This is a genomic window from Luteimonas sp. A482 (genome assembly GCF_054072655.1).
This window is the reverse complement of record NZ_JBSVRO010000001.1, coordinates 689568-715269: the sequence shown is the minus strand read 5'-3', so window position 1 is coordinate 715269 and position 25702 is coordinate 689568. Positions and strand designations below refer to the sequence as shown.

22 protein-coding genes and 1 tRNA gene are annotated in these 25702 nt (G+C 69.6%); 10 read left to right on the top strand and 13 right to left on the bottom strand.

The annotated features are described in order from the left end of the window. Window positions 1–203: 203 nt before the first annotated feature. From rimK to ACW5DW_RS03145, 3 genes are all read right to left on the bottom strand, one after another. The gene (rimK, locus tag ACW5DW_RS03155) at window positions 204–1160 is read right to left on the bottom strand and encodes a 30S ribosomal protein S6--L-glutamate ligase (RefSeq protein ID WP_457017322.1); all 957 of its coding nucleotides are present in this window, start codon (window positions 1158–1160) and stop codon (window positions 204–206) included. A gap of 62 nt (window positions 1161–1222) precedes the next feature. Beyond that, window positions 1223–1296 (bottom strand) — tRNA-Gly (locus ACW5DW_RS03150). A gap of 76 nt (window positions 1297–1372) precedes the next feature. Further along, a complete protein-coding gene (locus tag ACW5DW_RS03145; RefSeq protein ID WP_457018384.1) occupies window positions 1373–3178 on the bottom strand; it encodes an autotransporter domain-containing protein in 1806 nt (601 codons plus the stop codon). A gap of 184 nt (window positions 3179–3362) precedes the next feature. Between ACW5DW_RS03145 and thiS the strand changes: the two genes are divergently transcribed. The 4 genes from thiS to ACW5DW_RS03125 all read left to right on the top strand — a co-directional run bounded on the left by thiS (window position 3363) and on the right by ACW5DW_RS03125 (window position 7636). Beyond that, window positions 3363–3563, top strand: coding sequence for a sulfur carrier protein ThiS (gene thiS, locus ACW5DW_RS03140; RefSeq protein WP_457017321.1), 201 nt, complete (start codon window positions 3363–3365; stop codon window positions 3561–3563). Between the two features lie 571 nt (window positions 3564–4134). Continuing rightward, complete coding sequence (locus ACW5DW_RS03135; RefSeq protein WP_457017320.1) at window positions 4135–4929, top strand: thiazole synthase; 795 nt, start codon at window positions 4135–4137, stop codon at window positions 4927–4929. A gap of 3 nt (window positions 4930–4932) precedes the next feature. Then, entirely contained in the window at window positions 4933–5682 is a 750-nt protein-coding gene (gene trmB, locus ACW5DW_RS03130; protein ID WP_457017319.1) for a tRNA (guanosine(46)-N7)-methyltransferase TrmB, read from the top strand. 115 nt (window positions 5683–5797) lie between these two features. Further along, window positions 5798–7636 carry an SLC13 family permease gene (locus tag ACW5DW_RS03125; RefSeq protein ID WP_457017318.1) on the top strand — a complete coding sequence of 613 codons (1839 nt, stop codon included), beginning with the start codon at window positions 5798–5800 and terminating at the stop codon, window positions 7634–7636. A 6-nt stretch (window positions 7637–7642) separates the two neighbouring features. Here ACW5DW_RS03125 and ACW5DW_RS03120 read toward each other — a convergent pair whose 3' ends face one another. Beyond that, the gene (locus ACW5DW_RS03120) at window positions 7643–8002 is read right to left on the bottom strand and encodes a Rieske (2Fe-2S) protein (protein ID WP_457017317.1); all 360 of its coding nucleotides are present in this window, start codon (window positions 8000–8002) and stop codon (window positions 7643–7645) included. A gap of 82 nt (window positions 8003–8084) precedes the next feature. On the opposite strand from ACW5DW_RS03120, the gene ACW5DW_RS03115 reads away from it, so the two are divergent. The 5 genes from ACW5DW_RS03115 (at window position 8085) to ACW5DW_RS03095 (ending at window position 12329) form a co-directional block, all read left to right on the top strand. Continuing rightward, complete coding sequence (locus ACW5DW_RS03115; protein WP_457017316.1) at window positions 8085–8375, top strand: hypothetical protein; 291 nt, start codon at window positions 8085–8087, stop codon at window positions 8373–8375. A 4-nt stretch (window positions 8376–8379) separates the two neighbouring features. Then, window positions 8380–9093, top strand: coding sequence for a fumarylacetoacetate hydrolase family protein (locus ACW5DW_RS03110; RefSeq protein WP_457017315.1), 714 nt, complete (start codon window positions 8380–8382; stop codon window positions 9091–9093). A gap of 52 nt (window positions 9094–9145) precedes the next feature. Continuing rightward, complete coding sequence (gene mscL / locus ACW5DW_RS03105; protein ID WP_457017314.1) at window positions 9146–9550, top strand: large-conductance mechanosensitive channel protein MscL; 405 nt, start codon at window positions 9146–9148, stop codon at window positions 9548–9550. Between the two features lie 75 nt (window positions 9551–9625). Then, a complete protein-coding gene (locus tag ACW5DW_RS03100; protein ID WP_457017313.1) occupies window positions 9626–11026 on the top strand; it encodes a M28 family peptidase in 1401 nt (466 codons plus the stop codon). A 94-nt stretch (window positions 11027–11120) separates the two neighbouring features. Then, window positions 11121–12329 carry an AGE family epimerase/isomerase gene (locus ACW5DW_RS03095; RefSeq protein WP_457017312.1) on the top strand — a complete coding sequence of 403 codons (1209 nt, stop codon included), beginning with the start codon at window positions 11121–11123 and terminating at the stop codon, window positions 12327–12329. 251 nt (window positions 12330–12580) lie between these two features. On the opposite strand, the gene ACW5DW_RS03090 is transcribed toward ACW5DW_RS03095, so the two are convergent. The 7 genes from ACW5DW_RS03090 to pyk all read right to left on the bottom strand — a co-directional run bounded on the left by ACW5DW_RS03090 (window position 12581) and on the right by pyk (window position 23279). Beyond that, complete coding sequence (locus tag ACW5DW_RS03090; protein ID WP_457017311.1) at window positions 12581–13531, bottom strand: carbohydrate kinase family protein; 951 nt, start codon at window positions 13529–13531, stop codon at window positions 12581–12583. A 129-nt stretch (window positions 13532–13660) separates the two neighbouring features. Next, complete coding sequence (locus ACW5DW_RS03085) at window positions 13661–14539, bottom strand: TrmH family RNA methyltransferase (protein ID WP_457017310.1); 879 nt, start codon at window positions 14537–14539, stop codon at window positions 13661–13663. After that, entirely contained in the window at window positions 14536–16029 is a 1494-nt protein-coding gene (locus ACW5DW_RS03080) for an alanine/glycine:cation symporter family protein (RefSeq protein WP_457017309.1), read from the bottom strand. Before ACW5DW_RS03080 ends, ACW5DW_RS03085 begins: the two co-directional genes overlap by 4 nt. 256 nt (window positions 16030–16285) lie before the next feature. Continuing rightward, window positions 16286–19420 (bottom strand): efflux RND transporter permease subunit, encoded by a 3135-nt coding sequence (locus ACW5DW_RS03075; RefSeq protein ID WP_457017308.1) that lies wholly within the window; start codon window positions 19418–19420, stop codon window positions 16286–16288. Between the two features lie 6 nt (window positions 19421–19426). Next, on the bottom strand, window positions 19427–20530 hold the full coding sequence (locus ACW5DW_RS03070) for an efflux RND transporter periplasmic adaptor subunit (RefSeq protein WP_457017307.1): 1104 nt from the start codon (window positions 20528–20530) through the stop codon (window positions 19427–19429). A gap of 135 nt (window positions 20531–20665) precedes the next feature. Then, complete coding sequence (locus ACW5DW_RS03065) at window positions 20666–21676, bottom strand: class I fructose-bisphosphate aldolase (protein WP_457017306.1); 1011 nt, start codon at window positions 21674–21676, stop codon at window positions 20666–20668. Between the two features lie 136 nt (window positions 21677–21812). Continuing rightward, complete coding sequence (gene pyk / locus ACW5DW_RS03060) at window positions 21813–23279, bottom strand: pyruvate kinase (RefSeq protein WP_457017305.1); 1467 nt, start codon at window positions 23277–23279, stop codon at window positions 21813–21815. Window positions 23280–23363: 84 nt separating this feature from the next. Here pyk and ACW5DW_RS03055 point away from each other — a divergent pair, with 84 nt between their 5' ends. Next, window positions 23364–23957 (top strand): GNAT family N-acetyltransferase, encoded by a 594-nt coding sequence (locus ACW5DW_RS03055; protein ID WP_457017304.1) that lies wholly within the window; start codon window positions 23364–23366, stop codon window positions 23955–23957. Window positions 23958–24001: 44 nt separating this feature from the next. Here ACW5DW_RS03055 and ACW5DW_RS03050 read toward each other — a convergent pair whose 3' ends face one another. Further along, complete coding sequence (locus ACW5DW_RS03050; protein ID WP_457017303.1) at window positions 24002–24238, bottom strand: DUF6289 family protein; 237 nt, start codon at window positions 24236–24238, stop codon at window positions 24002–24004. A 126-nt stretch (window positions 24239–24364) separates the two neighbouring features. Continuing rightward, window positions 24365–25537, bottom strand: coding sequence for a phosphoglycerate kinase (locus ACW5DW_RS03045; protein ID WP_457017302.1), 1173 nt, complete (start codon window positions 25535–25537; stop codon window positions 24365–24367). Between the last annotated feature and the right edge of the window lie 165 nt (window positions 25538–25702).

The following is a 25702-nucleotide window of genomic DNA, read 5'->3' as shown; positions in this document are numbered from 1 at the left end:
CACGATACCGGACTGTATCGATGGCGCGTCAAAGCCGTATGACGGGCGGGGAAGTCGGATAGACACGCACAAAAGAGCCCAGGCGATGCCATCGCCTGGGCACAAAAGTACTGCCCCGATCACCGTAATCCGTTGGTCGACCCTTGGACAAGGAGACAGGGGCGAGCGCGGAATCCGGTGTCGCTACGGTATTCCCGGGCCGATTAAGCACTTGTTAAATCGCGCCGCCCGGGCTTGCCGCCGCGGCGCTGCCGGCGGACCCGACCGACCTCTACCCAACCTGCATCTTGCGATATCTTAACTGCAAGTTCGATGATTTTGCCGGCAATATTGATGCCGGTAGCCTCCTCGATACCCTCCAGCCCCGGCGACGCGTTGACCTCCAGCACCAGCGGCCCACGGTGCGATCTGATCAGGTCGACGCCCGCCACTCCCAGCCCGACCGCCCGTGCCGCCCGGACCGCGACGGCCTGTTCGTCTGGCGTGGCTTCGATCGCGACCGCGGTGCCGCCGCGGTGCAGGTTGGAGCGGAAATCGCCGGGCGCCGACTGGCGCTGCATCGCCGCGACCACGTGATCACCAACCACGAAGCAGCGCAGGTCCGCGCCCTCGGCCTCGGCGATGAACTCCTGCACCAGGAAGTTGGCGTACAGCCCACGCAGCGCTTCGACCACGCTGCGCGAGGCCGACAGCTTCTCGGTCAGCATCACGCCTGCGCCCTGGGTGCCCTCGTTGAGCTTGACCACGTGCGGCGGTGGCCCGAGCAGGGCCAGCAGGTCGGCGGTGTCGTCGGGGTTGTCGCCAAACACGGTCGCGGGCAGGCCGATGCCCTGCGCCGCCAGCAGCTGGTGGCAGGCGAGCTTGTCGCGCGCCCGCGCGATCGCGGCGGCCGGATTGGGTGTGTGGCTGCCCATCAGTTCGAACTGGCGCAGCACCGCGCAGCCGTAGCGCGTGATCGAGGCGCCGATGCGCGGGATCACCGCGCCGTAGCCGTCGATGGCGCGGCCCTTGTAGCGCATCGCGAAGCCGTCGTCGCCGATGCGCATGTAGCAGCGCAGCGGGTCGAGCACGCGCACGCTGTGGCCGGCCGCGCGCGCGGCATCGACCAGTCGGCGCGTCGAATAGAGTTTGCCGTTGCGGGAGAGGATCGCGAGCTTCATCGGCTGGCCTGGAAGCGAAAAACGGCGGCATCACCGTGTCGATGATGCCGCCGCCTGGAGCCTGGAGCGGGTGATGGGAATCGAACCCACGCTAGCAGCTTGGGAAGCTGCAGTTCTACCATTGAACTACACCCGCATGCGGCACCAGTCTATGCGCGCCGCGCCCGGGTTGGCAACGCGGGACGCCGACGCAGCCGGCGCCCCGCGCGGGCTCAGAACCCGCCGCCCAGGGTGGCGAAGGCGGTGCTCTGCTTGCCGCCCTTCTCGCCGGCGTTCAGGCTCACGCCGAGGTTGGCGTCCAGGCCGAACAGCGAGGTACGCGCGCCGAGGGTCAGCGTTGCGTAACCATCGTCATAGCTCCGGCCCGGCACCGCGTAGTCCAGGCCGGTGCTCTGCGAACGCGCGAAGGCCTCGGCCGCGCCGTCCTCGAACTCACGGTCCAGGGTGAGCCGGGCGTAGGGCGCCAACCGGGCATGGATGGTGTAGCTGGCCTGCCAGCCGATGCTGCCGATGAGTGAATCGAACTCCTGGTCGGGGAAGGCCAGCGCGCTCGAGCTGCCGGCATCGCCCTCGGCGAAACCGTCGACCTCGATGCGCTGCGCGACCACGCCCAGCACCGGGCCGTGGCTCAACGCACCCTCGCCCAGGTTCCAGCCGGCCTGCAGCGCGGCGGTGAGGTTGCTGCCGTCGGTGGAACCGCGGTGCACGCGCAGCGCCGGTCCGATCGGCACCTGGCGCTCGATGTCGAAATCCAGGCTGGTGTAGCTGAGTTGGCCGTTGACCCAGGCGCCACCCTCGGAATGCCAGCCGACGAAGCCACCCAGGGTCGCCTCGGCCTGGTCCCATTCGCCACGGCGCTGGCCCCAGTCGTTGGCCTGGCGGCCGTAGCCGGCAAAGCCACCGAACACAAGCTCGCCGCTGGCCCAGCCCAGGCCGGCAGTAAGTGCCGGGCCGGCGCCGTCGTAGTCGTCACCGTGGTCGTAGCGCTGGAAATCGCCGCGCAGGTCGACCCACCAGCGGCGTCCGTCCTGCGCAGGCGCGACCGCAAGCTGCGCGCCGACGCGCTCGGCGCGGCCGCGGCCGGTCATCGCCGCCGAATGCGGCAGCACCGCGATCTGGCGTGGCCCCTCGATCATCGAAAGGGCGAGGTCGGCGATGGCGCGGTGCGCGACCGAGCCCGGGTGCACGCCGTCGGCGAACAGGTAGGTCCGGTCGGCGCCGGGCGTGACATAGGTGGCGGGGCTGCAGGTGATCGACTGCGCGGTGATCTGCGGCTGGCAGGCGGTGCCGGTGACGTTGGCCAGGCCGTATGCCGACGGCGTCGCCACCACCTCGCGCAGGAAGGTGAAGGTGTCGAGCGGGATCACGCGCAGCTCGCTGGCCGCCAGTCCGCCGTACAGCGCGTCGTTGTAGGCCGCGGCGATCGCCGTGCCCTGCGCGGCAGCGGTCGGCCCCTGCACCAGGAAGCTCGGGGTGATGCCGATGTCGGGGATGTTGGGGACCAGCACGTACTGCGCGCCAGCCGCCTGCAGCGCGCCGACGATGCCGACCTGGGCGGTCACGGCCGCGCCGATGATCTGCTGCGCCTGGGCCGGGTTGGCCGCGATCGAGAACAGGTCGTTGGGGCCGCCCCACACGGTGTAGAGCGCATCGGGATCGGCACGACCGCCGTTGGCGGCAAGGTAGTTGCCTGCCTGCGTGGCCAGCGACGGGGTCAGCCCGAACGGCGGCCCCATGCGGTCGGTGGCGACCATCGCGCCGCCGGCGGCGTAGTTGTCGCCCGACTGGCCGTTGCCGTTGGGCCTGGCGTCGGTGCCGTATGCCAGCGCCAGCCATTCGGCCCAGACCAGGCCCGGATTGGTGGTGAAGCGGCCAAGCGCCGCCGCCTGCGGATTCTGCTGCACCAGCAGCGGCCGGAAGTAGCCGGCGTCGGTCAGGCTGTCGCCGAAAAACACCGTGCGCGAGAAAGTGTCTTCGGCCAGCGCCGGCGCGCTGGCAAGCGCCAGGGCAGCGGCCAGCATCGCGATCACGGGGGTGGAACGGGGCTTGGAACGGTGCATGCAGCGGCTCCGGGATAAAGTGACGACGGCCACAGTACGGGGCCGCATGGTTCGCAAGTGTCCACGAATCACGCCCTCGGCTCACGCCGCACTGCGGCACGGCCGACGTGCACTGCGCAGCACAGCGGGCGACAATCCAGGCATGGACATCCAGCTCAACGGCGACGCACTGACCGTCGCGGACAACACCACGGTGCAGGCCCTGCTCGAACAACAGGGCCTGGGCGGCCGCCGCGTGGCGGTCGAGGTCAACGGCACGATCGTGCCCCGCAGCCACCACCAGGACCATCTCCTGCACGACGGCGACCACATCGAAATCGTCCACGCATTGGGAGGGGGGTGAGCGAACGCGCTTAGCCGATGCCCTATCGGCATCGGCTGCGTTCGCGAACGCCCGCACATGGATGTGCGGGCCGGACCGACCCGAAGCCCACGCCGTCCCGCCATGGACGGCACCAAACCACTGACCGAAGCATCGCGATGCCACACCGGCATCGGCTGCGTTCGCGAACGCCCGCACATGGATGTGCGGGCCGGAACGACCCGAAGCCCACGCCCTCACGCCATGGACGGCACCAGAACCTGACCAAAGCGCCGATGCCCCACCGGCATCGGCTGCGTTCGCGAACGCCGCACACCGCCCACGAAGGCGGCCGCCAGCACTGATGCCATCCCGAGCGCAGCGAGGGATCTGCGGTGGCGCAAGCAGGTCCCTCGCTGCGCTCGGGATGGCAATCGGAAGCCGCAATGCATGATCCGGGCCGTCGCACCGCCCTCGCGTGCGCCCACAGCACTGCGTTTCGCCGATGGCCTTGCCCCTGCCCACTCCGCGCTCCCACACCCATTCGCGCCCGTCCCTGACCACAGCCCCACCCGCCGCCCGCATCCCACGCCCTTTGCGCGATAATCGGGCGATGACCACGCACACCACTTCCGATGACCTCGTCATCGCCGGCAAGTCCTACCGCTCGCGCCTGCTGACCGGTACCGGCAAGTTCCGCGACCTCGACGAAACCCGCCGCGCCACCGAGGCCGCCGGCGCTCAGATCGTCACCGTGGCGATCCGCCGCACCAACATCGGCCAGAACCCCGGCGAGCCCAACCTGCTCGACGTGCTGCCACCCGAGCGCTACACCATCCTGCCCAACACCGCCGGCTGCTACACCGCCGAGGATGCGGTGCGCACCTGCCGCCTGGCGCGCGAGCTGCTGGACGGCCACAACCTGACCAAGCTCGAGGTGCTGGGCGACCAGAGGACGCTGTACCCGGACGTGGTGCAGACGCTCAAGGCGGCCGAGCAGCTGGTGGCCGACGGCTTCGAGGTCATGGTCTACACCAGCGACGACCCGATCCTGGCCAAGCGGCTGGAGGAGATCGGCTGCGTGGCGGTGATGCCGCTGGCCGCGCCAATCGGCTCGGGCTTAGGGATCCAGAACCGCTACAACCTGCTCGAGATCATCGAGAACGCGAAAGTGCCGATCATCGTCGACGCTGGCGTGGGCACCGCCTCCGATGCGGCGATCGCGATGGAGCTCGGCTGCCACGGCGTGCTGATGAACACCGCCATCGCCGGCGCCAAGGATCCGGTGCGCATGGCGCGTGCGATGAGGCTGGCGGTCGAGGCCGGGCGCGATGCCTTCCTCGCCGGCCGCATCCCGCGCAAGCGCTACGCCAGCGCGTCCTCGCCGGTGGACGGGCTGGTCGGCTGAGCGATGACCGATCCGTTCGCCAGTGACGGCGCAAAGGTCCCACCCAAGCCGTTCACCGTCGTCGAAGGCCGCCGCGAGGTCCGCAGCTTCGTCCTGCGCCAGGGCCGCTTCACCGACGCGCAGCAGCGCGCGTTCGATGCGCAGTGGCCGCGCTACGGCCTGGACTACAGCGGGCAGCCGCGCGATTTCGACGCGACATTCGGGCGCAGCGCGCCGCGCGTGCTGGAGATCGGCTTCGGCAACGGCGATGCGCTGCGCTTTGCCGCGGCGAACGATCCCGGCCGCGACCTGGTCGGCATCGAGGTGCACGCACCGGGCGTCGGCCGCCTCCTCAACGCCCTGGCCGCCGACGATGCGGGCAACGTGCGCGTCTACCACCACGATGCGGTCGAGGTGTTGGCCAACGAGATCGCCGACGCCAGCCTCGACGAAGTGCGCATCTACTTCCCCGACCCCTGGCACAAGAAGCGCCACAACAAGCGCCGCCTGGTGCAGCCCGCGTTCGCGCAGCTGCTGGTGCGCAAGCTTGCGGCGAACGGTCGCCTGCACCTGGCCACCGACTGGCAGGACTACGCCGAGCAGATGTGGGACGTGCTTGACGCCACCGCGGGACTCACCAACCGCGCCGGTCCACGCGGCCACGTCCCGCGCCCCGAATGGCGCCCGCAGACCCATTTCGAAACCCGCGGCCAGCGCCTCGGGCACGGCGTCTGGGACCTGCTGTACGACCGGCAGGGAACGCTGGCGACATGACCCTCCTGCCGCGACCGACGCCGCGATTGCTGCCGCCGGGCCTTGAGCCGGCTGCGCCGGTCCTGATGGCGGACGGGTCCGGCTCCCGGCACTCGCATCCCGGATCCCGACCCTGATGGACCCCCAGCTCGCGCTCACGACGGACATGAAGATCGTGCTCGGGCTGGTGGGCCTGACCATGGTGCTGTTCGTGTTCCAGCGCGTGCGCGCCGACCTGGTGGCGCTGGTGGTGCTGGTGATGCTGGGCCTGACCGGCCTGGTGCAGCCGGAAGACCTGTTCAACGGCTTCTCGTCCAATGCGGTGATCAGCGTCATCGCCACGATGATCCTGGGCATGGGCCTGGACCGCACCGGCGCGCTCAACCGGCTGGCGGCGTGGCTGCTGCGACGTTCGCGCGGAGCCGAGGACCGGCTGCTGCTGCTGGTCTCGGGCATCGCCGGGCTCAATTCGTCGGTGATGCAGAACCCGTCGGTGATGGCGCTGTACCTGCCGGTGGTCTCGCGCCTGTCCTCGCGCACCGGCATCAGCCTGTCGCGGCTGCTGCTGCCGGTAGCGGTGTCGATCGTGCTGGGCGGCACCCTGACCATGGTCGGCAACTCGCCGCTGATCCTGCTCAACGACCTGCTGGTGGCGACCAATGCCAACCTGCCTTCCGGCGCGGCGACGCTCGAGCCGCTGAACATGTTCGCGCCGATGCCGATCGGCCTGTCGCTGCTGGCCGCAGGCCTGCTCTACTTCCACTTCCAGGGCAAGCGCCGGCTGCGCGAGGACGGCGACGCCAACGTCACCCCGGCGCGTACCGAGAGCTACTTCTCGCGCACCTACGGCATCGAGGGCGAGGTGCACGAGCTGATCGTCACCGCCGACAGCCCGATGGTGGGCATGACCTTCGGCGAGGCCGAGGCGCTGCACAACGCGCCGCTGCTGCTGGCCCTGCAGACCGGCAACGAATCTCGCCTGGCGCCGCCGCCCGATGCCCGCATCTGGGTGGGCAGCGTGCTCGGCGCGATGGGCCCGCGCCAGCAGGTGGCGGACTTCGCGCAGAACCAGTTCCTGCGCATGAACTCGCGGCTGCGCAACTTCGCCGACCTGTTCAACCCCAGCCGCGCCGGCATTTCCGAAGCGGTGATCCCGCCGACGTCGAAGTTCATCGGCAAGACCGCGGCCGAACTGCAGCTGCGCCGCCAGTACGGCATCAGCCTGCTGGCGATCAACCGCGACAAGACCGTGATCCGCGAGAACCTGCGCGACACCGCGCTGCGCGCGGGCGACATGCTGGTGCTGCACAGCATCTGGCAGGACCTGGCCCTGGCCGCCGCCAAGCGCGACTTCGTCACCGTCACCGACTATCCCAAGGGCGAGCAGCGGCCGCACAAGTTCCGCATCGCGATGATCATTTTCGCGGTGACCATGCTGATCGCCCTGTCCGGGCGCGTGCCGACCTCGATCGCGCTGATGACCGGCGTGGCCGGCATGCTGGTGTTCGGCGTGCTGAAGATGGACGAGGCCTATTCGGCGATCAGCTGGAAGACGGTGTTCCTGATGGCCTGCCTGATCCCGCTGGGCTGGGCGATGGACGGCAGCGGCGCCGCGGCCTGGGTCGCCGGCAACACCATCGAGCGCCTGCCGGGCGGGCTGCCGGTGTGGCTGCTCGAGTTCTCCGTGGCCCTGCTCACCGCGGCGTTCTCGATGGTCATCAGCCACGTCGGCGCGACCATCGTGGTGGTACCGATCGCGGTCAACCTGGCGCTGGCGACCGGCGGCAATCCGACCTCGTTCGCGCTGATCGTCGCGCTGTCGGCCTCCAACAACTTCGTCACCCAGTCCAACCCGGTGATGTCGATGATCACCGGACCCGGCGGCTATCGCCCGCGCGAGCTGTGGCGCATCGGCCTGCCGCTGTCGCTGGTGTACACCTGCATCGTGGTGCTGGCGGTGAACCTGATGTTCTAGCGCGCCTCAGGCGCCGTCGGCGGCGCCGAGCGACACCGCGCCGTCCACGATCGTGACGTCCACCGCGCGCAGCGATTCGCCCCGACAGGGCCCGGCGACGCATTCGCCGCCGCGCAGCTCGAAGCTCGCGCCGTGCACTGCGCAGACCAGCAGGCCTTCCTTCGACTTGAGGAATTTCCCCGGCGCCCAGTCGAGGCGGCGACCGGCATGCGGGCAGATGTTGAACCAGGCACGCACCTGGTCGCCGTCGCGGTGCAGGATCAGCGATTCGGCATTGTCGTCGACCAGCGCCTCGACCTCGGCCAAGCCGCCGTCGGGAATGGCGTCGAGTGCGATCAACGGCGGCTGGTTATACGCTGTGCTCATGTCGAGGGTTTAACGTTCCCGTTACAACTTGGTTGCGTCCGCGCCCGATACTGGCGCCTCCACATTGTCGCACCCACTGCCGATGTCGTTTGTCTCCTTCCGCTCGCTCCATGCCCGCTTCGACGCCTCCGGCGTGCGCGGGCTGTTCACGCCGCGCAAGCCGCGCAATCCGCTGCTGCGGGTGGCGCTGGGGCTGGTGGGCGTGGCGGTGCTGGCGGTGCTGCTGGTGATCGGCCTGTTCGTGGGCGCGGCGATGCTGTCGTTCGGCCTGCTGCGCAGCGTGCTGCGCGCCCGTCCGGGCAAGCCGCGCGCCGGGGTGCTCGATGCCGAGTACCGCGTCGTGTCCAAGCCCGGCCAGCCCATCCTGCGCTGATCCGATGCGGGACGTCATCGAGGCACCCGTGATTCCGCGCATTCCCGTGCGCGGTGGCGGCACGTTCCCGGTACGCCGGATCTATTGCGTGGGACGCAACTTCGCCGACCATGCGCGCGAAATGGGTGCGTCAGCGCCTGCGTCGAAGGCCGAACGCGGCACGCCGATCTTTTTCCACAAGCCGGCCGACGCGATCGTCACCGACGGCCGCGTCGCCTATCCGCTAGCTACGCAGGACCTGCACCACGAGGTCGAGTTGGTCGTCGCGCTCGGCAGCGATGCGCCATACGGCGTGCTGCCGGTCGATGCCGCGCAGGCGCTGGTGTTCGGCTACGGCATCGGCCTCGACCTCACCCGCCGAGATCTGCAGGCCGCGGCCAAGGCCAAGGGCCTGCCCTGGGACGCGGCCAAGGGTTTCGACCAGTCCGCGCCGGTGAGCGAGATCGTGCCGGCCGGAGCGATTGGCGCACTCGCGCCGCGGCGGCTGTCGCTTGAGGTCAACGGCGAGATCCGCCAGCAGTCCACGCTCGACCAGCTGATCTGGGACGTGCCGGAAATCCTGCACGAACTGTCGAAACTCCATGCCCTGCGCGCCGGCGACCTGGTGTTCATGGGCACCCCCGCCGGTGTGGCTGCCCTGCAGCCGCGCGACACCTGCGTGGCGCGCCTGGACGAGGTGCTGGAACTGCGTTGCCAGCTGCATCCGCGCTCGGCATAGTGGCCGCGCGCGGCGACCACCGCCGCGCCCCGTACATTTCGAGGAGAGGCCGATGGGCATGATCAGTGAGTTCAGGGAATTCGCGATGCGCGGCAACGTCATCGACCTCGCCGTGGGCGTGGTGATCGGCGGCGCCTTCGGCAAGATCGTCACCTCGCTGGTGGACAACATCATCATGCCGCCGATCGGCCTGCTGCTGGGCGGCGTGGACTTCGCCGACATCGGCTGGACCCTGCGCGGCGCAACGGTCGATGCGGCCGGCGAGGACGTTCCGGCGGTCGTGATCGGCATCGGCGAATTCTTCAATACGATGGTGCAGTTCGTGATCATCGCGTTCGCGATCTTCATGCTGGTCAAGCTGATCAACCGCATCCACCGCAAGCCCGAGGCCGCGGCGGAAGGTCCTTCGGAAGAAGTGCTGCTGCTGCGCGAGATCCGCGACTCGCTGCAGAAGTAGCGCGCCGGCAGCCGCTGCACGCGAAGCCGCGGGCCTGCTAGGCTCGCGGCTTCTTCGTTTTTCCGGAATGCCCTGATGCGCCTGGCCAAGCTGCTGCTGCTGTCCTGCCTGACGCCCGCACTCGCCGGCGCTGCCGAATCGGCGCAAGCGCCCGACGACATGATCGAAACAGCCGCAGCACTGCGCGAACGCGCGCTGGCCGACGGGACCGCGTGGAAGCTGGTCGAATCGCTGACCACCCAAATCGGACCGCGACTGGCCGGCAGCGAAGCCGACGCGCGTGCCGTGGCCTGGGCAGAAGCGAAGTTCCGCGAGCTGGGCTACGACCGGGTCTGGACCGAACCGGTGACGTTCCCCAAGTGGGAGCGGCGCAGCGAATCCGCGCAGGTGCTGGGTATGCACGCACAGCCGCTGGTGGTGACCGCGCTGGGCGGCAGCCCGGGCGGCACGGTCGATGCGGAGATCGTGCGCTTCGACAGCCTCGAGGCGCTGCAGGCCGCGCCTGCCGGCTCGCTGAGCGGCAGGATCGCCTTCGTCGACTACCGCATGCAGCGCGCGCGCGACGGCAGCGGCTACGGCACGGGCGGCGCGATCCGCAGCCGCGGACCGTCCGAGGCGATCCGCAAGGGCGCGGTCGCTTTCCTCATGCGTTCGGCCAGCACCAGCCCGCAGCGCGTCGCCAACACCGGCATCACCCGCTTCGACCAAGGGCTCGCTCCGATCCCGTCGGCGGCGCTGTCGCTGCCCGATGCCGACCAGCTCGTGCGCCTGCTGCAGCGCGGCCCGGTGCGCGTGCGCCTGGCGCTGGACTGCGGCTGGGACGGCGAATACACCTCGCACAACGTGATCGGCGAGATCACCGGGCGCGAAGCGCCGCAGGAAGTCGTGCTGCTGGGCGCGCACCTGGACTCGTGGGACCTGGGCACCGGCGCCATCGACGACGCATCGGGCATCGGCATCACCATGGCCGCCGGCCGGCTGATCGGCCAGCTGCCGCAGCTGCCGCGGCGCAGCATCCGCGTGGTCGCCTTCGCCAACGAGGAGCAGGGCCTGCTCGGCGGACGCGAATACGCGCGCAGGCATGCGGCCGACGTGGCCAACCACGTCATCGCGGTGGAGAGCGACTTCGGCGCCGGCCGCATCTACGGTTTCAACACCAGCGGCGGCGAAGCGCAGGCCGTCGCGCGGATCGCCGAAGCGCTGGCGCCGCTCGGCATCGTGCACATGCCGGGCAAGGGCGGACCGGGGCCGGACATCTCGCCGCTGGCGGCGATTGGCGGCGCCTGGGCGTGGCTGGGACAGGACGGTACGCAGTACTTCGACCTGCACCACAACGCTGACGACACGCTCGACAAGATCGATCCGGCCGACCTGGCGCAGAACCTTGCCGCGTACGCCGTGTTCGCATGGCTGGTAGCGGAATCGGACGAGGGCTTCGGCAGCGCGCCAAAGCCCGGGCTCGGTGCGGGCGAATAGGCAAAGCATCGCGGCTGAAGTCGCTCCTACAGTTTCTATTCCCGCAGGAGCGGCTTCAGCCGCGATCCACCGGACCTCGACAGGAAACATGCACATGCCCGAAGTCTCGACCGCGCCCGCAGCACCTGATTTCCGCTCCCGCGCCTTCCTGCTCGGCCACGTCGCCGACACCATGCGCTTCTACCACCCGCGCTGCATCGATCCGGAAGGCGGCTTCTTCCACTTCTTCCGCGACGACGGCACGGTCTACGACGCGGCCACGCGCCACCTGGTCAGCAGCACGCGCTTCGTCTTCAACTACGCGATGGCCCTGCGCGCGTTTGGCGACGAGCGCTGGCGCGCACCGGTCGGGCATGGCCTGGACTACCTGCGGCGCGTGCACCGCAATCCGGACACCGGCGGCTATGCCTGGCTGCTGCGCGACGGCGTGGCGGTGGACGACACCAACCACTGCTACGGCCTGGCCTTCGTCGCGCTGGCCTATGCCAAGGGCATCGAAGCCGGGTTCGCAGAGGCCGAAGCCTGGCTGGACGAAACCTGGGAGCTGATGGAGCGCCACTTCTGGGAGCCGGCGCACGGCCTGTATGCCGACGAAGCCGACGGCGACTGGCGGCTGTCGCCCTATCGCGGGCAGAACGCCAACATGCACGCCTGCGAAGCCTGGCTGGCGGCGTTCGAAGCCACCGGTCAGCGACGCTACCTCGAGCGTGCGGCGCTGTTGGCCGAGCGCATGGTGCAGGGCCGCGCGGCGCTCACCGGCGGCCTGGTCTGGGAGCACTTCCACACCGACTGGCGCGTGGATCCCGATTACAACCGCGGCGACCGCAGCAACATCTTCCGCCCCTGGGGTTTCCAGCCCGGGCACCAGGTGGAATGGGCCAAGCTGCTGCTGATCCTCGACCGGCACGCGCCGGCCGAATGGCGCCTGCCGCGCGCACGCGAACTGTTCGACCGCGCGATGGCGATGGCCTGGGACCCCGTGCATGGCGGCGTGGTCTACGGCAACGACCCGGACGGCGGCATCTACGACGCCGACAAGTACTTCTGGGTGCAGGCCGAGTCGATCGCAACGGCCGTCCTGCTCGCCGACCGCAGCGGCGATGCCGCGTACTGGCAGTGGTACGAGCGGCTGTGGGATTACAGCTGGACCCACTTCGTCGACCACGCGCACGGCGCCTGGTACCGCATCCTCAGCCGCGACAACCGCAGCTACAGCGACGAGAAGAGTCCGGCGGGCAAGACCGACTACCACACGATGGGTGCCTGCCACGAAGTGCTGAACGTGCTGCCTGAAGGAGCCTGACGGGGGCGGAAGCGTCTGGCGGATCCTTGCCCGGGGAAAGGAGTCGGCGCTGGTGCGGGCGTCCATCGCGGCTGAAGCCGCTCCTACAAGTGCGACGCCTGTCCATCGCGGCTGAAGCCGCTCCTGCGATTGCGATGCCTGTCCATCGCGGCTGAAGCCGTTCCTGCGATTGCGACGCCTGTAGGAGCGGCTTCAGCCGCGATGGATAGCAACGCGCCACGGATGCCCGCCGGCAACCGCACGCTACACCGTCAGACCCTCCCCGCATCCGCGGCCAGCAACGCCTCGACCTCGCGCCGGTCCGGCGCATGCGCGCCCGCGCGCGTGCATGCCGCGGCGGCCACGGCGGCCGCAAAGCGCAGGTGTTGCTCCCAGCCCTGCTCCGGTTGCTGCAACATGCTGGCGAGGAAGCCGCCTACGCAAGCGTCGCCGGCGCCGACCGTGTCGCGTACCGCGACCGCCAGCGCCGGCTGCTCGATGCGACGCCCCTCAAGATGCAGGGTCATGCCGTCCGCGCCGCGTGTGTACAGCAGCAGCGCCCCGGGCTTCATCCGCCCGCGCACACGGCCCAGCGCCTCGCCGGCCGGAAGCGGCGGGTAGATCTGGCGCAGGTCTTCGTCCGACAGCTTGACCAGGTCGGCAATGGCGGCGAGGCGCTCGAACAGCGGCGGATAGTCCGCGCCCATCAGGTTGCGGCAGTTGGGATCGAAGCTGATCCGCACGCCGCGCGCATGCAGCTCTTCGGCCAGCGCCAGCAGGCGCGCACCCAGCGGCTGGCGCACCAGGCTGATGCAGCCGAAGTGCGCGTACTCGCAGGCCTCGCGCCAACCCTCCGGCAGCAGCGCCGCGTCGAAGCTCTGGTCGGCGCTGCCGACGAAGAAGTACTGCGGTGGATCCAGCGCATGCACGATCGCCAGCAGCGGCGGTTGTCCAACCTGCTGCGCAAAGCGCAGGTCCAGGCCCGCCTCGGCCGACCTGCGCATCAGCTCATCGCCAAACAGGTCGTTGCCCACCGACCCGCCCCAGCCGGTCGGCACGCCCAGCGTCGACGCCACGCGTGCGACGTTCCAGCAGGCGCCACCCGGCACGCTGCGCCACTGGTCCTCGTCCGTGCGCACGAAGTCGGTCAATGCCTCGCCGAAGACGACCAGTTTCGGCAGGGCGCGCGGGATTTCGTGCTGTGCGGGAGACGGCTGCTGCATGGACGGATACCGTGAGGAGGTCACCCAAGCATGTCATCGATCTGGCTCGCGTGGAGTCCCGCGGGCGCCAGCTTCGCGGTGTCCTGGCGCGGACAGGGCGCGGCGCAGCCATCGCTGCGCCGCGGATGACTAGCGGCGGCTGCCCGCCCACTGCGCAAGCAACACCGCGGTCGCCGCGGCGACGTTGAGGCTCTCCACCGCGCCGGTGCCCGGGATCGACAGGCGCAGGTCGCAGGCCGCGGCGAGCGCATCCCCCATGCCTGCACCCTCGGCACCGATCACGTAGACCACACGCGGCGGCAGCGCTGCCTTGAACAGATCCTCGCCGTCGCGCACGACCGTCGCGGCCAACACAAACCCCGCCGCGCGCAGCTGCGCCATCGCCTCGTCCGCGGCGCCCGGGCGCACCAGCGGCACGATCTCCGCGCCACCCTCGGCCACGCGTGCGGCAGCGCCGGACAGCGTCAGCGACGCGTCCTCCGGCAACAACAGCGCAGACACGCCGAAGTGCGCGGACGAGCGCAGGATCGCGCCCAGGTTGTGCGGATTGCCCACGCCATCCAGCCACAGCGCGCAGCACGGCCCCGCCGGCAGCGCCACCAGCCAGTCGGACAATGCCAGTTGCGACTCGCGCAGCACATCGGCCACCACGCCTTCGTGATGCGTGCTTGCCGACAGGCGGCGCAGCTCGTCCTCGTCCTCGACCACGCGGTAGCCGATGCGGTTGGCCACGCACCACTTCAGCAGCGGCTGCAGCTGCCCCATGCGATCGGGCGACAGGTACAGCTTGCGGATCGCCTGCGGACGCCGCGCGAACACCGCGCGGACCGCATTCAACCCGTGCAGGCGCAGTTCCGCGCTCCGCGCCGGCGCAGTCGGCGCGTCCGCGGGAATGCGCGCGGGTTCGCGCGGTGCCCGCGATTCACGCCCAGGCGCCGCCGTTTCGCGTCCGCGCGCGCCCCACGGCGAATCCCTGCCGGGGCCCGGAGGCGGCGGACGCCTGCTCATTTCAGCCGCCCACGCCAGAACTCGGCGTTGCGGATGCCGAGGGCGTCGGGGTCGAACACCGGCTCCACGCCCTGCTTCTTCTGCCGCTCGTAGTCGCGCAGTGCCAGCAGCGCTGGCTTCTGCAGCAGCAGGATGGCGATGAGGTTGAGCCAGGCCATCAGCCCGACGCCCAGGTCGCCCAGCGCCCAGGCCATGCCCGCGTTGTTGAATGCGCCGAAAATCACCATGCCCACGAGCGTCACGCGCAGCAGCAGCGTCGCCAGTGGCCGCGTCTTGTGGCCGTTGATGTAGGTCAGGTTGGTTTCGGCCATGTAGTAATAGGCCATGATCGTGGTGAATGCGAAGAAGAACAGCGCCGTCGCCACGAAGCCCGCGCCCCAGCCCGGCAGCACCGTATTGATGCCGTGCTGCACGAAGCCGGCGCCCGCCTCGATGCCGGGCAGTGCCTCCTGCAGCATCGCGCCGTCCGGCCCCACCACGTTGTACATGCCGGTGGCCAGCACCAGGAACGCGGTCGAAGTGCAGATCAGCATGGTGTCGAAGTAGATCGCCCAGGCCTGCACGTAACCCTGCTTGGCCGGATGCGAGACCTCGGCCGCGGCGGCAGCGTGCGGACCGGTGCCCTGGCCGGACTCGTTGGCATAGACGCCGCGCTTCACGCCCCACTCCACCGCCAGGCCCAGCATCGCGCCGAAGCCGGCGTGCATGCCGAAGGCGCTGGAGAAGATGATGTTGAACATCTCCGGCACGTACTCGTAGTTCAGCGCCATCACCAGCAGCGCGGTGAGGATATAGCCCACCGCCATGAACGGCACCACGAGTTCGGCGAACGCGGCGATCCGCTTGACGCCGCCGAAGATGATCGTGGCCAGCAGCAGGGCCACGACGACGCCGATGCCGAGCTTGAGCGCGTCGCGCGTCTCCATGCCCAACACCTGGCCCTCGAGCGAACCGCACAGCGCGCCGCCCTGGCAGGCATTGGCGATGCCGTCGGCGATCGCATTGGCCTGCACGCCCGGCATCAGCACGCCGGCCGCCGCAATGGTCGCGATCGCGAACAGCACCGCATACCACTTCAGGCCCAGGCCCTTCTCGATGTAGTACGCCGGGCCACCGCGATAGCGGCCCTCGTTGTCCTTTTCCTTGTATATCTGCGCAAGGCAGCACTCGACGAACGAGGTCGAGGCTCCAAGGAAGCCCATCACCCACATCCAGAAAATCGCACCCGGCCCGCCGAAGGCGATGGCGGTCGCCACGCCGGCAATGTTGCCGATGCCGATGCGTCCTGACATGGACAGCGCCAGCGCCTGGAACGAGGACACGCCGGCGTCGGACTTCTGGCCCGAGAAGGTGAGCCGCGTCATCTCGACCAGGCCGCGCACCTGCATGAAGCGCGTGCGGAACGAAAACCACAGTCCGGCACCCAGGCACAGCGCGATCAGCGCCTTGCTCCAGATGATGCCGTTCACCCAGCCGAGAATTGCTTCCACGGAACTCTGCCTCCGGTTCGGTTCGACGCTCCGGCCGGGACGGCGGGCGCACGGAAGGCGGCACGATAACTGATTTCCGCCAGGTTGCCGCCCTCATCGGGCCGCCTCCAAGCTGTCATCCCGAGCGCAGCGAGGGATCCGGGCTTGGTGCCTGCTCAGGCAAGATCCCTCCTCGCTGCGCTCGGGATGACAGCCACAAGGTGCCGGGACTGCGAGCCGCACCCGCCGTCGCCACTGCGTGCCACCGCAGGCACGCTCAGGCGTGCCCGCTGACCGGCGCCGTCTCCGCCTCCATCTGCTCCAGCTTCTTCGCCAGCGCATTGGGCGAGCGCGTGAACGGCGCCAGCAGCGCGTAGAACGCGGGCACCACGAACAGCGACAGCAGGGTCGCGAACGACACGCCGAAGATGATCACCACGCCGATGGTCGCGCGGCTGGCCGAGCCCGGCCCGCCCGCCGCCACCAGCGGCACCGCGCCCATCACCGTCGCGGCCGAGGTCATCAGGATCGGGCGCAGTCGCACCGCCGACGCCTCGGCGATCGCCTCGCGCACGCTCATGCCCTCGTCGCGCAGCTGGTTGGCGAACTCGACGATCAGGATGCCGTTCTTTGCCGCCAACCCCACCAGCATCACGATGCCGATCTGGCTGAACAGGTTGAGCGTGCCGCCGGTCGCCCACAGCCCGATCAGTGCACCGAGTACCGCCAACGGCACCGTCAGCATGATCACCAGCGGATGGATGAAGCTCTCGAACTGCGCGGCCAGCACCAGGTAGACGATCAGCAGCGCCATGGTGAAGGTCACCAGCACCGCGCCACCGGCGCGCTGGTATTCGCGGGTTTCGCCCTTCCAGTCGATCTGTGCGTAGTCGGGCAGTTCCTCGTCGATGACCTGGCGCGTCCAGTCCAGCGCCTCGCCCATGCTGTAGCCCGGCGCAAGGCCCGCGCTGATGGTGATCGCGCGGAGGCGGTTGAAGCGGTTGAAGTTGCCCGGCTCGGCGATTTCCTCGAGCGTGACCAGGTTGGACATCGGGATCAGCCCGCCATCACTGCCGCGGACGTAGGTGTTGCCCAGGTCCGCGGGCGTCATCCGCGCCTCACGGCCGGCCTGCACCACCACCTCGTATTCCTCACCGTTGTCGACGTAGGTGGTGACGCGGCGCGAGCCCATCATCGTTTCCAGGGTGCGTCCGATCTCGGTGACCGACACGCCCAGGTCGGCCGCGCGCGCGCGGTCGATCTGCACGCGCATCTGCGGACGCGTTTCCTTGTAGTCCGAATCCGGATCCTGGATGCCGGGGTTGGATTCCATGCGCTCCAGCACGCGGTCGCGCCATTCGGCCAGCTCCGCGTAGTCGGGCCCGCCAAGTACCAGCTGGTAGCGCTGGCCACGGCTGCCGACCAGGCCGCCGGGCACGCTTGCGCGCACCTGTACGCCCGGTACGTCGGTGAACTGGCGGCGCAGCCCGGCCACCACCTCGTCGGTGCTCTGCTCGCGCGTGCCCCAGTCCTCCAGGAAGACGATGATCTGTCCGGTGTGCATCTCCTCGCCGCCACCCCAACTGCGCGGGGCCCGCGAGTTGGCGCGCTGGATCGGCTTGCCCTCGCCCACCTGCCTGAGCACGATCTCCTCGACCTGCTGGACCTGCTGCACCGTGTAGTCGAAACCCGCGCCTTCCGGCCCGTCGATCATCAGGAAGAAGCGGCCACGATCCTCCGCCGGCGCCAGCTCGCTGGGCACGCGCAGGAACAGCAGCGCGGCAACCAGGCCACACAGCACCATCGCCGCGACCACCATCGCCAGCAGGCGGCCACCGGGCAAGGCCACCAGCCTCGACACGCGGTGGCCGTAGCCCTTGCTCACGCGGCCCAGCTGCCGGTTCATCCAGGCGTTGAAGCCGGTGGTCTTGACGTGCGGGCGCAGCAGCTTGGAGCACATCATCGGCGTCAGCGTCAGCGCGACGAACGCCGACAGCGCCACCGCGCCGGCCAGCGCCACCGACAGTTCGCGGAACAGGCGTCCGGTGTTGCCTTCCATGAAGCCGACCGGCAGGAACACCGCCACCAGCACCGCGGTGGTGGCGATCACCGCGAAAGCGACCTGCGCGGTGCCGCGGCGCGCCGCGACCAGGGGCGGCTCCCCCAGGTCGACGCGTCGCTGCGCGTTCTCCAGCACGATGATCGCGTCATCCACCACCAGGCCGATGCACAACACCAGCGCCAGCAGGGTGAGCAGGTTGATCGAGAAGCCGAACGCGTACAGGGCGATGAAGGCCGCGATCAGGCACACCGGCACCGTGACCGCCGGGATGAGCGCCGCGCGCAGGCTGCCCAGGAACAGCCAGATCACCAGGAACACCAGGGCCATCGCCTCGGCCAGCGTCCAGTACACGCGCTTGATCGAGGCGTCGATGAATGTGGTGCTGTCGAAGGACACGTAGATGTCGGTGCCTTCGGGCAGTGTCTCCTGGATGACCTCGGCCTCGACGCGGGCGGCGCGCGCCACGTCCAGCGCATTGGCGGTGGAGGTGCGCACGATGCCAAGGCCGACGTTCGGCACGCCGTTGCTGCGCAGGTAGGAGCGGCGCTCTTCCGGGCCCACCTCCACCTGCGCCACGTCACCCAGCCGCACCACATAGCCATCGTCGCCGCGGCGCAGCGGGAGCTGCGCGAACTGCTCGGGCTCGCGGTAGCCGCGCTCCACGCGCAAGGTGAAGTCGCGCGACTCGGACTCGATGCGCCCGGCCGGCAGCTCGACGTTCTCGCTGCGCAGCGCGGCCTCGACGTCGCCGGCGGTGATCCCGCGCGCAGCCATGGCGTCGCGGTCGAGCCAGATGCGCATCGCGTAGCGCTGCGAGCCGCCCAGCTGCACGCGCGCCACACCATCCAGCGCCGACAGCCGGTCTACCACATAGCGGTCGGCGTAGTCGGTCAGCGCCATCGTGTCCATCGCGGTGGAGCGCATGTTGAGCCAGACGATGACCTCGGCATCGGCCTCGACCTTGGAGATCTCCGGCGGATCGGCCTCGTCGGGCATGCGGTCCATCACCCGGCTGATGCGGTCGCGCACGTCGTTGGCGGCCGCCTCGATGTCGCGCGTGAGGTTGAACTCGATGGTCACGTCGGCGCGGCCGTTGCGGCTGCTCGACTGGATCGTGTTGATGCCCTCGATGCCCGACAGCGCATCCTCGAGGATCTGGGTGACGCGGGTTTCCACCACCGCCGCGGACGCACCGGGATAGTTGACCTCCACCGAGACGATCGGCGGATCGATGTTGGGCAGCTCGCGCAGGGTCAGGCGCATGAACGACATCAGCCCCAGCACCACCAGCAGCAGGCTGATGACGATCGCGAAGACCGGGCGCTTGATCGAGAGGTCGGAAAGCTTCATTGCCGGTCAGCCGTCCTGCGCCGCAGGCTCCGCTGGCGGCTGCACCGGCGCGTCGGCGCCGGCCGTGTCGCTGACCATCAGGCCCGGGCGCAGCTTGCCGGTGCCATCGATGACGATGCGCTCGCCCGCGTCCACGCCGCGCAGCACCTCGACCTGCCCGACCCGGCGCTCGCCCACCTGGATGGGGACGCGCTCGACCGTGTCGTCGCTTTTCACCCGCCACACGAAGGTGTCGCGGCCCACCTGCACCACCGCGATCTCCGGCAGCACCAGCGCCTGCCGCTGCGGCCGCGAGAGCTGCACCTGCATCAGCATGCCCGGGCGCAGGCTGCGTCCATCGTTCGGGAAGTCGCCGCGCACCATGACCGCGCGCGTGGCCGGATCGACACGCGCGTCGACGCTGGACACCTCGCCTTCGAAGGTCACGCCGGGCCATGCAACGCTGCTGCCGGCAAGCGGCTGGCCGGCGGCCAGGTGCGCCAGGTGCACTTCGGGCACCGGGAAGTCGACATGCACGCGCGAGAGGTCATCGAGCGTGGCGATCACCGTGCCCGGCGTGACCAGCGCGCCGGGGCTCACCTCGCGCATGCCAAGCACGCCGGCGAAGGGCGCGCGGATGCGGCGGTCGCCGATGTCGGCGCGCATCTGGACCACGCGTGCCAGCGTGGCGTCGCGCGTGGCGCGCTGGGTATCGACCATGGAGCGCGCGATCAGCTGCTGCCCGACCAGCTCGCTGCCGCGGCGGTACTGCTGCTCGGCTTCCTTGGCCTCGGCCTCGGCCGCCTGCAGCGCCGCCTGCTGCTGGTTGCCGGACAGCGTGATCAGGGGCGCGTTGGCCGCCACCTCGTCGCCGCTCTCGAAATGCACGCGTTCGACGGTCTCGCTGACCTTGGCCGTGATCGACACCGACTCGCGCGCCTTGACCGTGCCCAGCGCCGAGATCGTGTCGCTCCAGGGCTGCATGGCGGCGACCTGCGTGGTCACCACCGCCACGGGTGCGGCCTCGCCCGCACCGGTGGACGCGGCATCGCGGCCACAGGCGGCCGGCAGCAGGCACAGGCCCGACAACAGCAGGATCGGGAACGACGGGAAACGGAAATCGGCGGGCATGTCGACACGGCGGGGGGAAACCGCCCGATTCTATCGATCGACGGTGAAGGCCGCCCATGCCATAGGAGGGGGCGATCCCCTCCGGAAACCTGTCAACCGCGGCCGCGCGCGCGCGTTACCGGCGCGCTGCGGAACTCAGGCAGTGCCGCGCCACCTGCCCAGGGCTGCCTCGCCGTTGTCGCGGGCCCGGGCAAACACCGTGTCCTGCGCCTTGCCCACGTTGCCCTGCAGGTCCTGCGACCAGATTTCCAGCGCCGCGGACTGCATCGCCCGACCGTAGGAGAACGACAGCGGCCAGGGATGCGGACCCATGCGGTTCATCGCGTCCAGGTGCGCGGTCGCGGCCTGGTCGCCCTGGCCGCCCGACAGGAACACGATGCCCGGCAGGATCGCCGGCACGGTCGACTTCAGGCACAGCAGCGTGGCCTCGGCCACTTCCTCGACCGTCGCGGTTTCGCCGCTGTCACGGCCCGGCAGCACCATCGAGGGCTTGAGGATGGTGCCCTCCAGGCTCACGTTGTGCTGGTAGAGCGCGTCGAACAGCGAGCGCAGCACCACCTCGTGTACTTCGTAGCTGGATTCGATGTCGTGCGTGCCCTCCATCAGCACTTCCGGCTCGACCATCGGCACCAGGCCCTGCTCCTGGCACAGTGCGGCAAAGCGCGCCAGCGCGTGGCTGTTGGATTCGATGCAGGTGCCGGTCGGGATGTCGTCACCGATGTTGATCACCGCGCGCCACTTGGCAAAGCGCGCGCCGAGCTTGTAGTACTCCTCCAGCCGCGGGCGCAGGCCGTCCAGGCCCTCGGTGACCAGTTCGCCCGGGCAACCGGCCAGCGGCTGGGTGCCCTTGTCGACCTTGATGCCGGGAATGATGCCGGCGTCGGCCATGAAGCGGGCCAACGGCACACCGTCGCGGTTGGCCTGGCGGATGGTTTCGTCGTAGAGGATCGCGCCGCTGACATGCTGGCCCAGGTTCGGCGTGGCCAGCAGCAGTTCGCGGTAGGCGCGGCGATTGGCCTCGTTGCTCGGCACGCCGACGATCTCGAAACGCTTCGAGATCGTGCTGGTCGATTCATCGATCGCCAGGATGCCCTTGCCGGGGGCAACCATCGCCTGTGCGGTTTCAGCGAGCGTTTCGATGCTCATGTCGGGAAGTGGGCCGTGCGGGAAAAGGGGGCGGAGTATAGCGCCCGTCCCTTCATTTCCCGTTTGCCGCGCGCGTGGTGCGGCCGCCTTCGGCGTTGGATTGCCAGCGGCCGCGTGGTTGCGGCTGCAGCCGCTCCTACAGCTCGCCGAGGCCTTCGGCGAGGCCGTCCTTGCCGACCTGCAGCAGGCGCATGGTGTTGGTGGCGCCGTGGGTTTCCATGTGCTCGCCGCTGGTGAACACCACGCGGTCGCCCGGGTCCAGCACCCCCGCTTCCACCAGCAGGCGCACGCTGCCGCGCGCGGCCTCGCGTGGGGTCTGCCCGCGGCTGTCGTAGTCGGTGGGATACACGTCGCGCATCAGCGCCATGCGCCGGCGCACGCCCGCGTGGCGCGAGAACGCGTAGATCGGCGGGCCGGCGCGGAAGCGCGACAAGTGGCGCGCAGTACCGCCCGATTCGGTCATGGCCACGATCGCCGCCACGCCGATGTGTTCGCTGATGAACATGGTCGCCATCGCGATCGCCTGGTCGGCGTGCTGGAGCCCGCGCTGCGCCTTCTCGAAGTCGGTGTCGTGCGCGAACTGGCGCTCGGCGCCCATGCAGATGCGCGCCATCGCCTCGACCGCGCGCAGCGGGAAGTTGCCCGCCGCGGTCTCGGCCGAGAGCATCACCGCGTCGGTGCCGTCGATGACCGCGTTGGCCACGTCCAGCACTTCGGCGCGGGTCGGGATCGGCGAGTCGACCATCGACTGCAGCATCTGGGTCGCGGTGATCACCACCTTGTTGCGCGCCAGCGACTCGCGGATGATCTTCTTCTGCAGGCCCGGCAGCTCGGCATCGCCGATTTCCACGCCCAGGTCGCCGCGCGCCACCATCACCACGTCGCTGGCGTCGATCACCTCGGCCAGGTTCTCGATCGCCTCGGCGCGCTCGACCTTCGACACCATCGCGGCATCGGAGCCGTGCGAACGGGCGATCGCACGCGCCTCCTCCATGTCGGCTGCGTTGCGGCAGAACGACACCGCGATGTAGTCCACGCCGATCTGCGCGGCGACGCCGATCAGCTCGCGGTCGCGCTCGGTGAGCGCGCCCAGCGACAGCCCGCCGCCGAGCTTGTTGAGCCCCTTGCGATCGGACAGCACGCTGTCGTTGAGGACGGTGGTGATGATGCGCTGGCCCTCGATGCGCTCGACCTTGAGCTGCACCATGCCGTCGTCGAGCATCAGCACGTCGCCGGCCGACAGGTCGCGCGGCAGGTCGATGTAGCTCACGCCCACCTCGTGCTGCGTCCCCGGCGGCGCATCCTCGCTGGCCACCAGGTCGAAGCGGTCGCCGGCCTTCAGCGCCACCTTGCCTTCGACGAAGCGCTCGACGCGGATCTTCGGGCCAGGCAGGTCGGCGAGGATGCCGACTTCGACGCCCACGCGCGCCGCCGCCTCGCGGACCGCCTCGGCGCGCGCAATCTGGCTTGCCGGGTCGCCATGCGAGAAGTTCAGGCGCACCACGTCGACGCCCGCGCGCAGGATCGCGTCGAGCACGCCTGGCGGGTCGGTCGCGGGACCAAGCGTGGCGAGGATGCGGGTGCGGCGGCGGTGTTCGGACATGGACTGGATCCGTTGCATGAGTAAGGAACGCGACGGTGTCGCGTGAGCCCGTTATCCTAGCCGAGCCTGATGGCGATATCGCACATGTCCACCGACATCAACGCACGTCTTGCCGGGTTGCCCGGTTTTCCTGTCCTGACCGGACAACGTCTGTGCCTGCGCGGCCCACGCGTGCAGGACATCGACGACGTGTTCGCACTGTTCTCGCATGCGGACGTGATGCGCTTCTGGAGCAGCGCGCCCATGCGCGTGCGTATGCAGGCCGAGGGCAAGGTCGAGGAGATGCTCGACGGATTCGCGCGTCGCGAGTCGCTCAACTGGCTGATCGCCGCGCGTCGCGACGACCGCGCGATCGGCAGCTGCACCCTGTACCGATTCGATGCCCGGCATCGCCGCGCGGAAGTCGGCTACGCACTGCACCCGGACTGGTGGGGCCGCGGGCTGGCGACCGAGGCGGTCGCGCTGGCGCTGGACTGGGGCTTCCACCGCCTCGGGCTGCACCGCATCGAGGCGGACATCGACCCGCGCAACGAAGCCTCGCGACGCCTGCTCGCCGGGCTCGGCTTCCGCCGCGAGGGCCTGCTGCGCCAGCGTTTCCTGATCGACGGCAGCGCCAGCGATTCGGAAATCTTCGGCCTGCTGCAGGACGAGTGGCGCCCAGGCAAGCCGCGCCGATGACGCAGCGGCCCGGGACGTGCCCGGGCCGCCGCAACGCACTGCGCTTACATGATGCATCCGTTGAGCGCGCGCGAACGTCGCGTCACCACGCCCCAGCCCGGGTCCCCGCAGCCGTACATCCGCACGCCCACCACCGCGCCCGCCTCGTCGTAATAGATCACCGACCCCGGATAACAGCAGTTCGCCTCGTCATCGGCGCCGGCCGTAGCCACCGTGCCCAGCGAAACCGCCACGCACGCCGCCAGCAGTGCGTGCTTCACGCGTCGCATCGAAACATCCATCCCGATTCTCCTTGATGAACGGATCGCCGCGATGGCGATCCGTGCCCTCCTGCTCCGTGCGCGGAGCTTCAGGCTGGTGACATCAGCGGAAGATGAAGCGATCGTTAGCCAATCCTTGGGAGCGGCTCAGCCCCTCGCGTCCAGCGCAGCCACTGCCGGCAACGTCTTGCCCTCGAGGAACTCGAGGAAGGCGCCACCGCCGGTGGAGATGTACGACACCTCGTCGGCGATGCCGTGCTTGTCGACCGCGGCCAGGGTGTCGCCGCCACCGGCGATCGAGAACGCGGCGCTTGCAGCAATCGCGCGCGCCAGGGTTTCGGTGCCCTTGCCGAAGGCGTTGAACTCGAACACGCCCACCGGCCCGTTCCACACCACCGTGCCGGCGCTGGCGATCATTTCGGCGTAGCGCGCGGCGGTGTCCGGGCCGATGTCGAGGATCAGGTCATCGGCGCCCACATCGGCCACCGCCTTGACCGTGGCCTCGGCGTCGGGATGGAACTGCTGTGCGACCACGACATCGGTCGGGACCGGGATGTCGGCGCCGCGCGCCTTGGCCTTGGCGAGGATGTCGCGGGCGGTGTCGAGCAGGTCGGGTTCGTGCAGGGACTTGCCCACCGGCAGCCCCTGCGCGGCGATGAAGGTGTTGGCGATGCCGCCGCCGACAATCAGCTGGTCGACCTTGCCCACCAGGTTGGAGAGCAGCTCGAGCTTGGTCGAGACCTTGCTGCCGGCCACGATCGCCAGCAGCGGCCGCGCCGGCTTGTCCAGCGCACTGGCCAGCGCATCGAGTTCGGCCATCAGCAGCGGGCCGCCCGCGGCCTGCGCGGCGAAGCGGATCACGCCATGGGTCGAGGCCTGCGCGCGGTGCGCGGTGCCGAAGGCGTCCATCACGAACACGTCGCACAGCGCGGCGTACTTGCGCGACAGCGTCTCGTCGTCCTTGCCCTCACCGGGGTTCATCCGGCAGTTCTCCAGCAGCACGATCTGGCCGGGTTCGACCTCGACCCCGTCCACCCAGTCGCGCAGCAGCGGCACCGGCCTGCCGAGCAGTTCGCCCAGGCGCCTGGCCACCGGCGCCAGCGAATTCTCCTCGCTCCACTCGCCTTCCTTCGGACGCCCCAGGTGCGAGGTCACCATCACCGCCGCGCCCTTCTCCAGCGCCAGTTGCAGGGTCGGGATCGAGGCCGTGATGCGCTGTTCGGAGGTGATCTGGCCGTTGTCGATCGGAACGTTGAGGTCCTGCCGGATCAGCACGCGCTTGCCGGCAAGATCGAGGTCGGTCATTCGCAGGATGGTCATGGAGTCGTGGCCTGTTTTGCTGTGATCGGGGTGCGGTGGCGCGGCGCGAAGGCGCTGGGAGCGCGGCCAGGCAGTACATGTGCTGCTGCGCGGCGCTGGCGCGCGCGGCGATGCCGCTTCGACGCGCATTGTCGACGGCGCCAGCGCGGCAGGCAAACGTTGCAG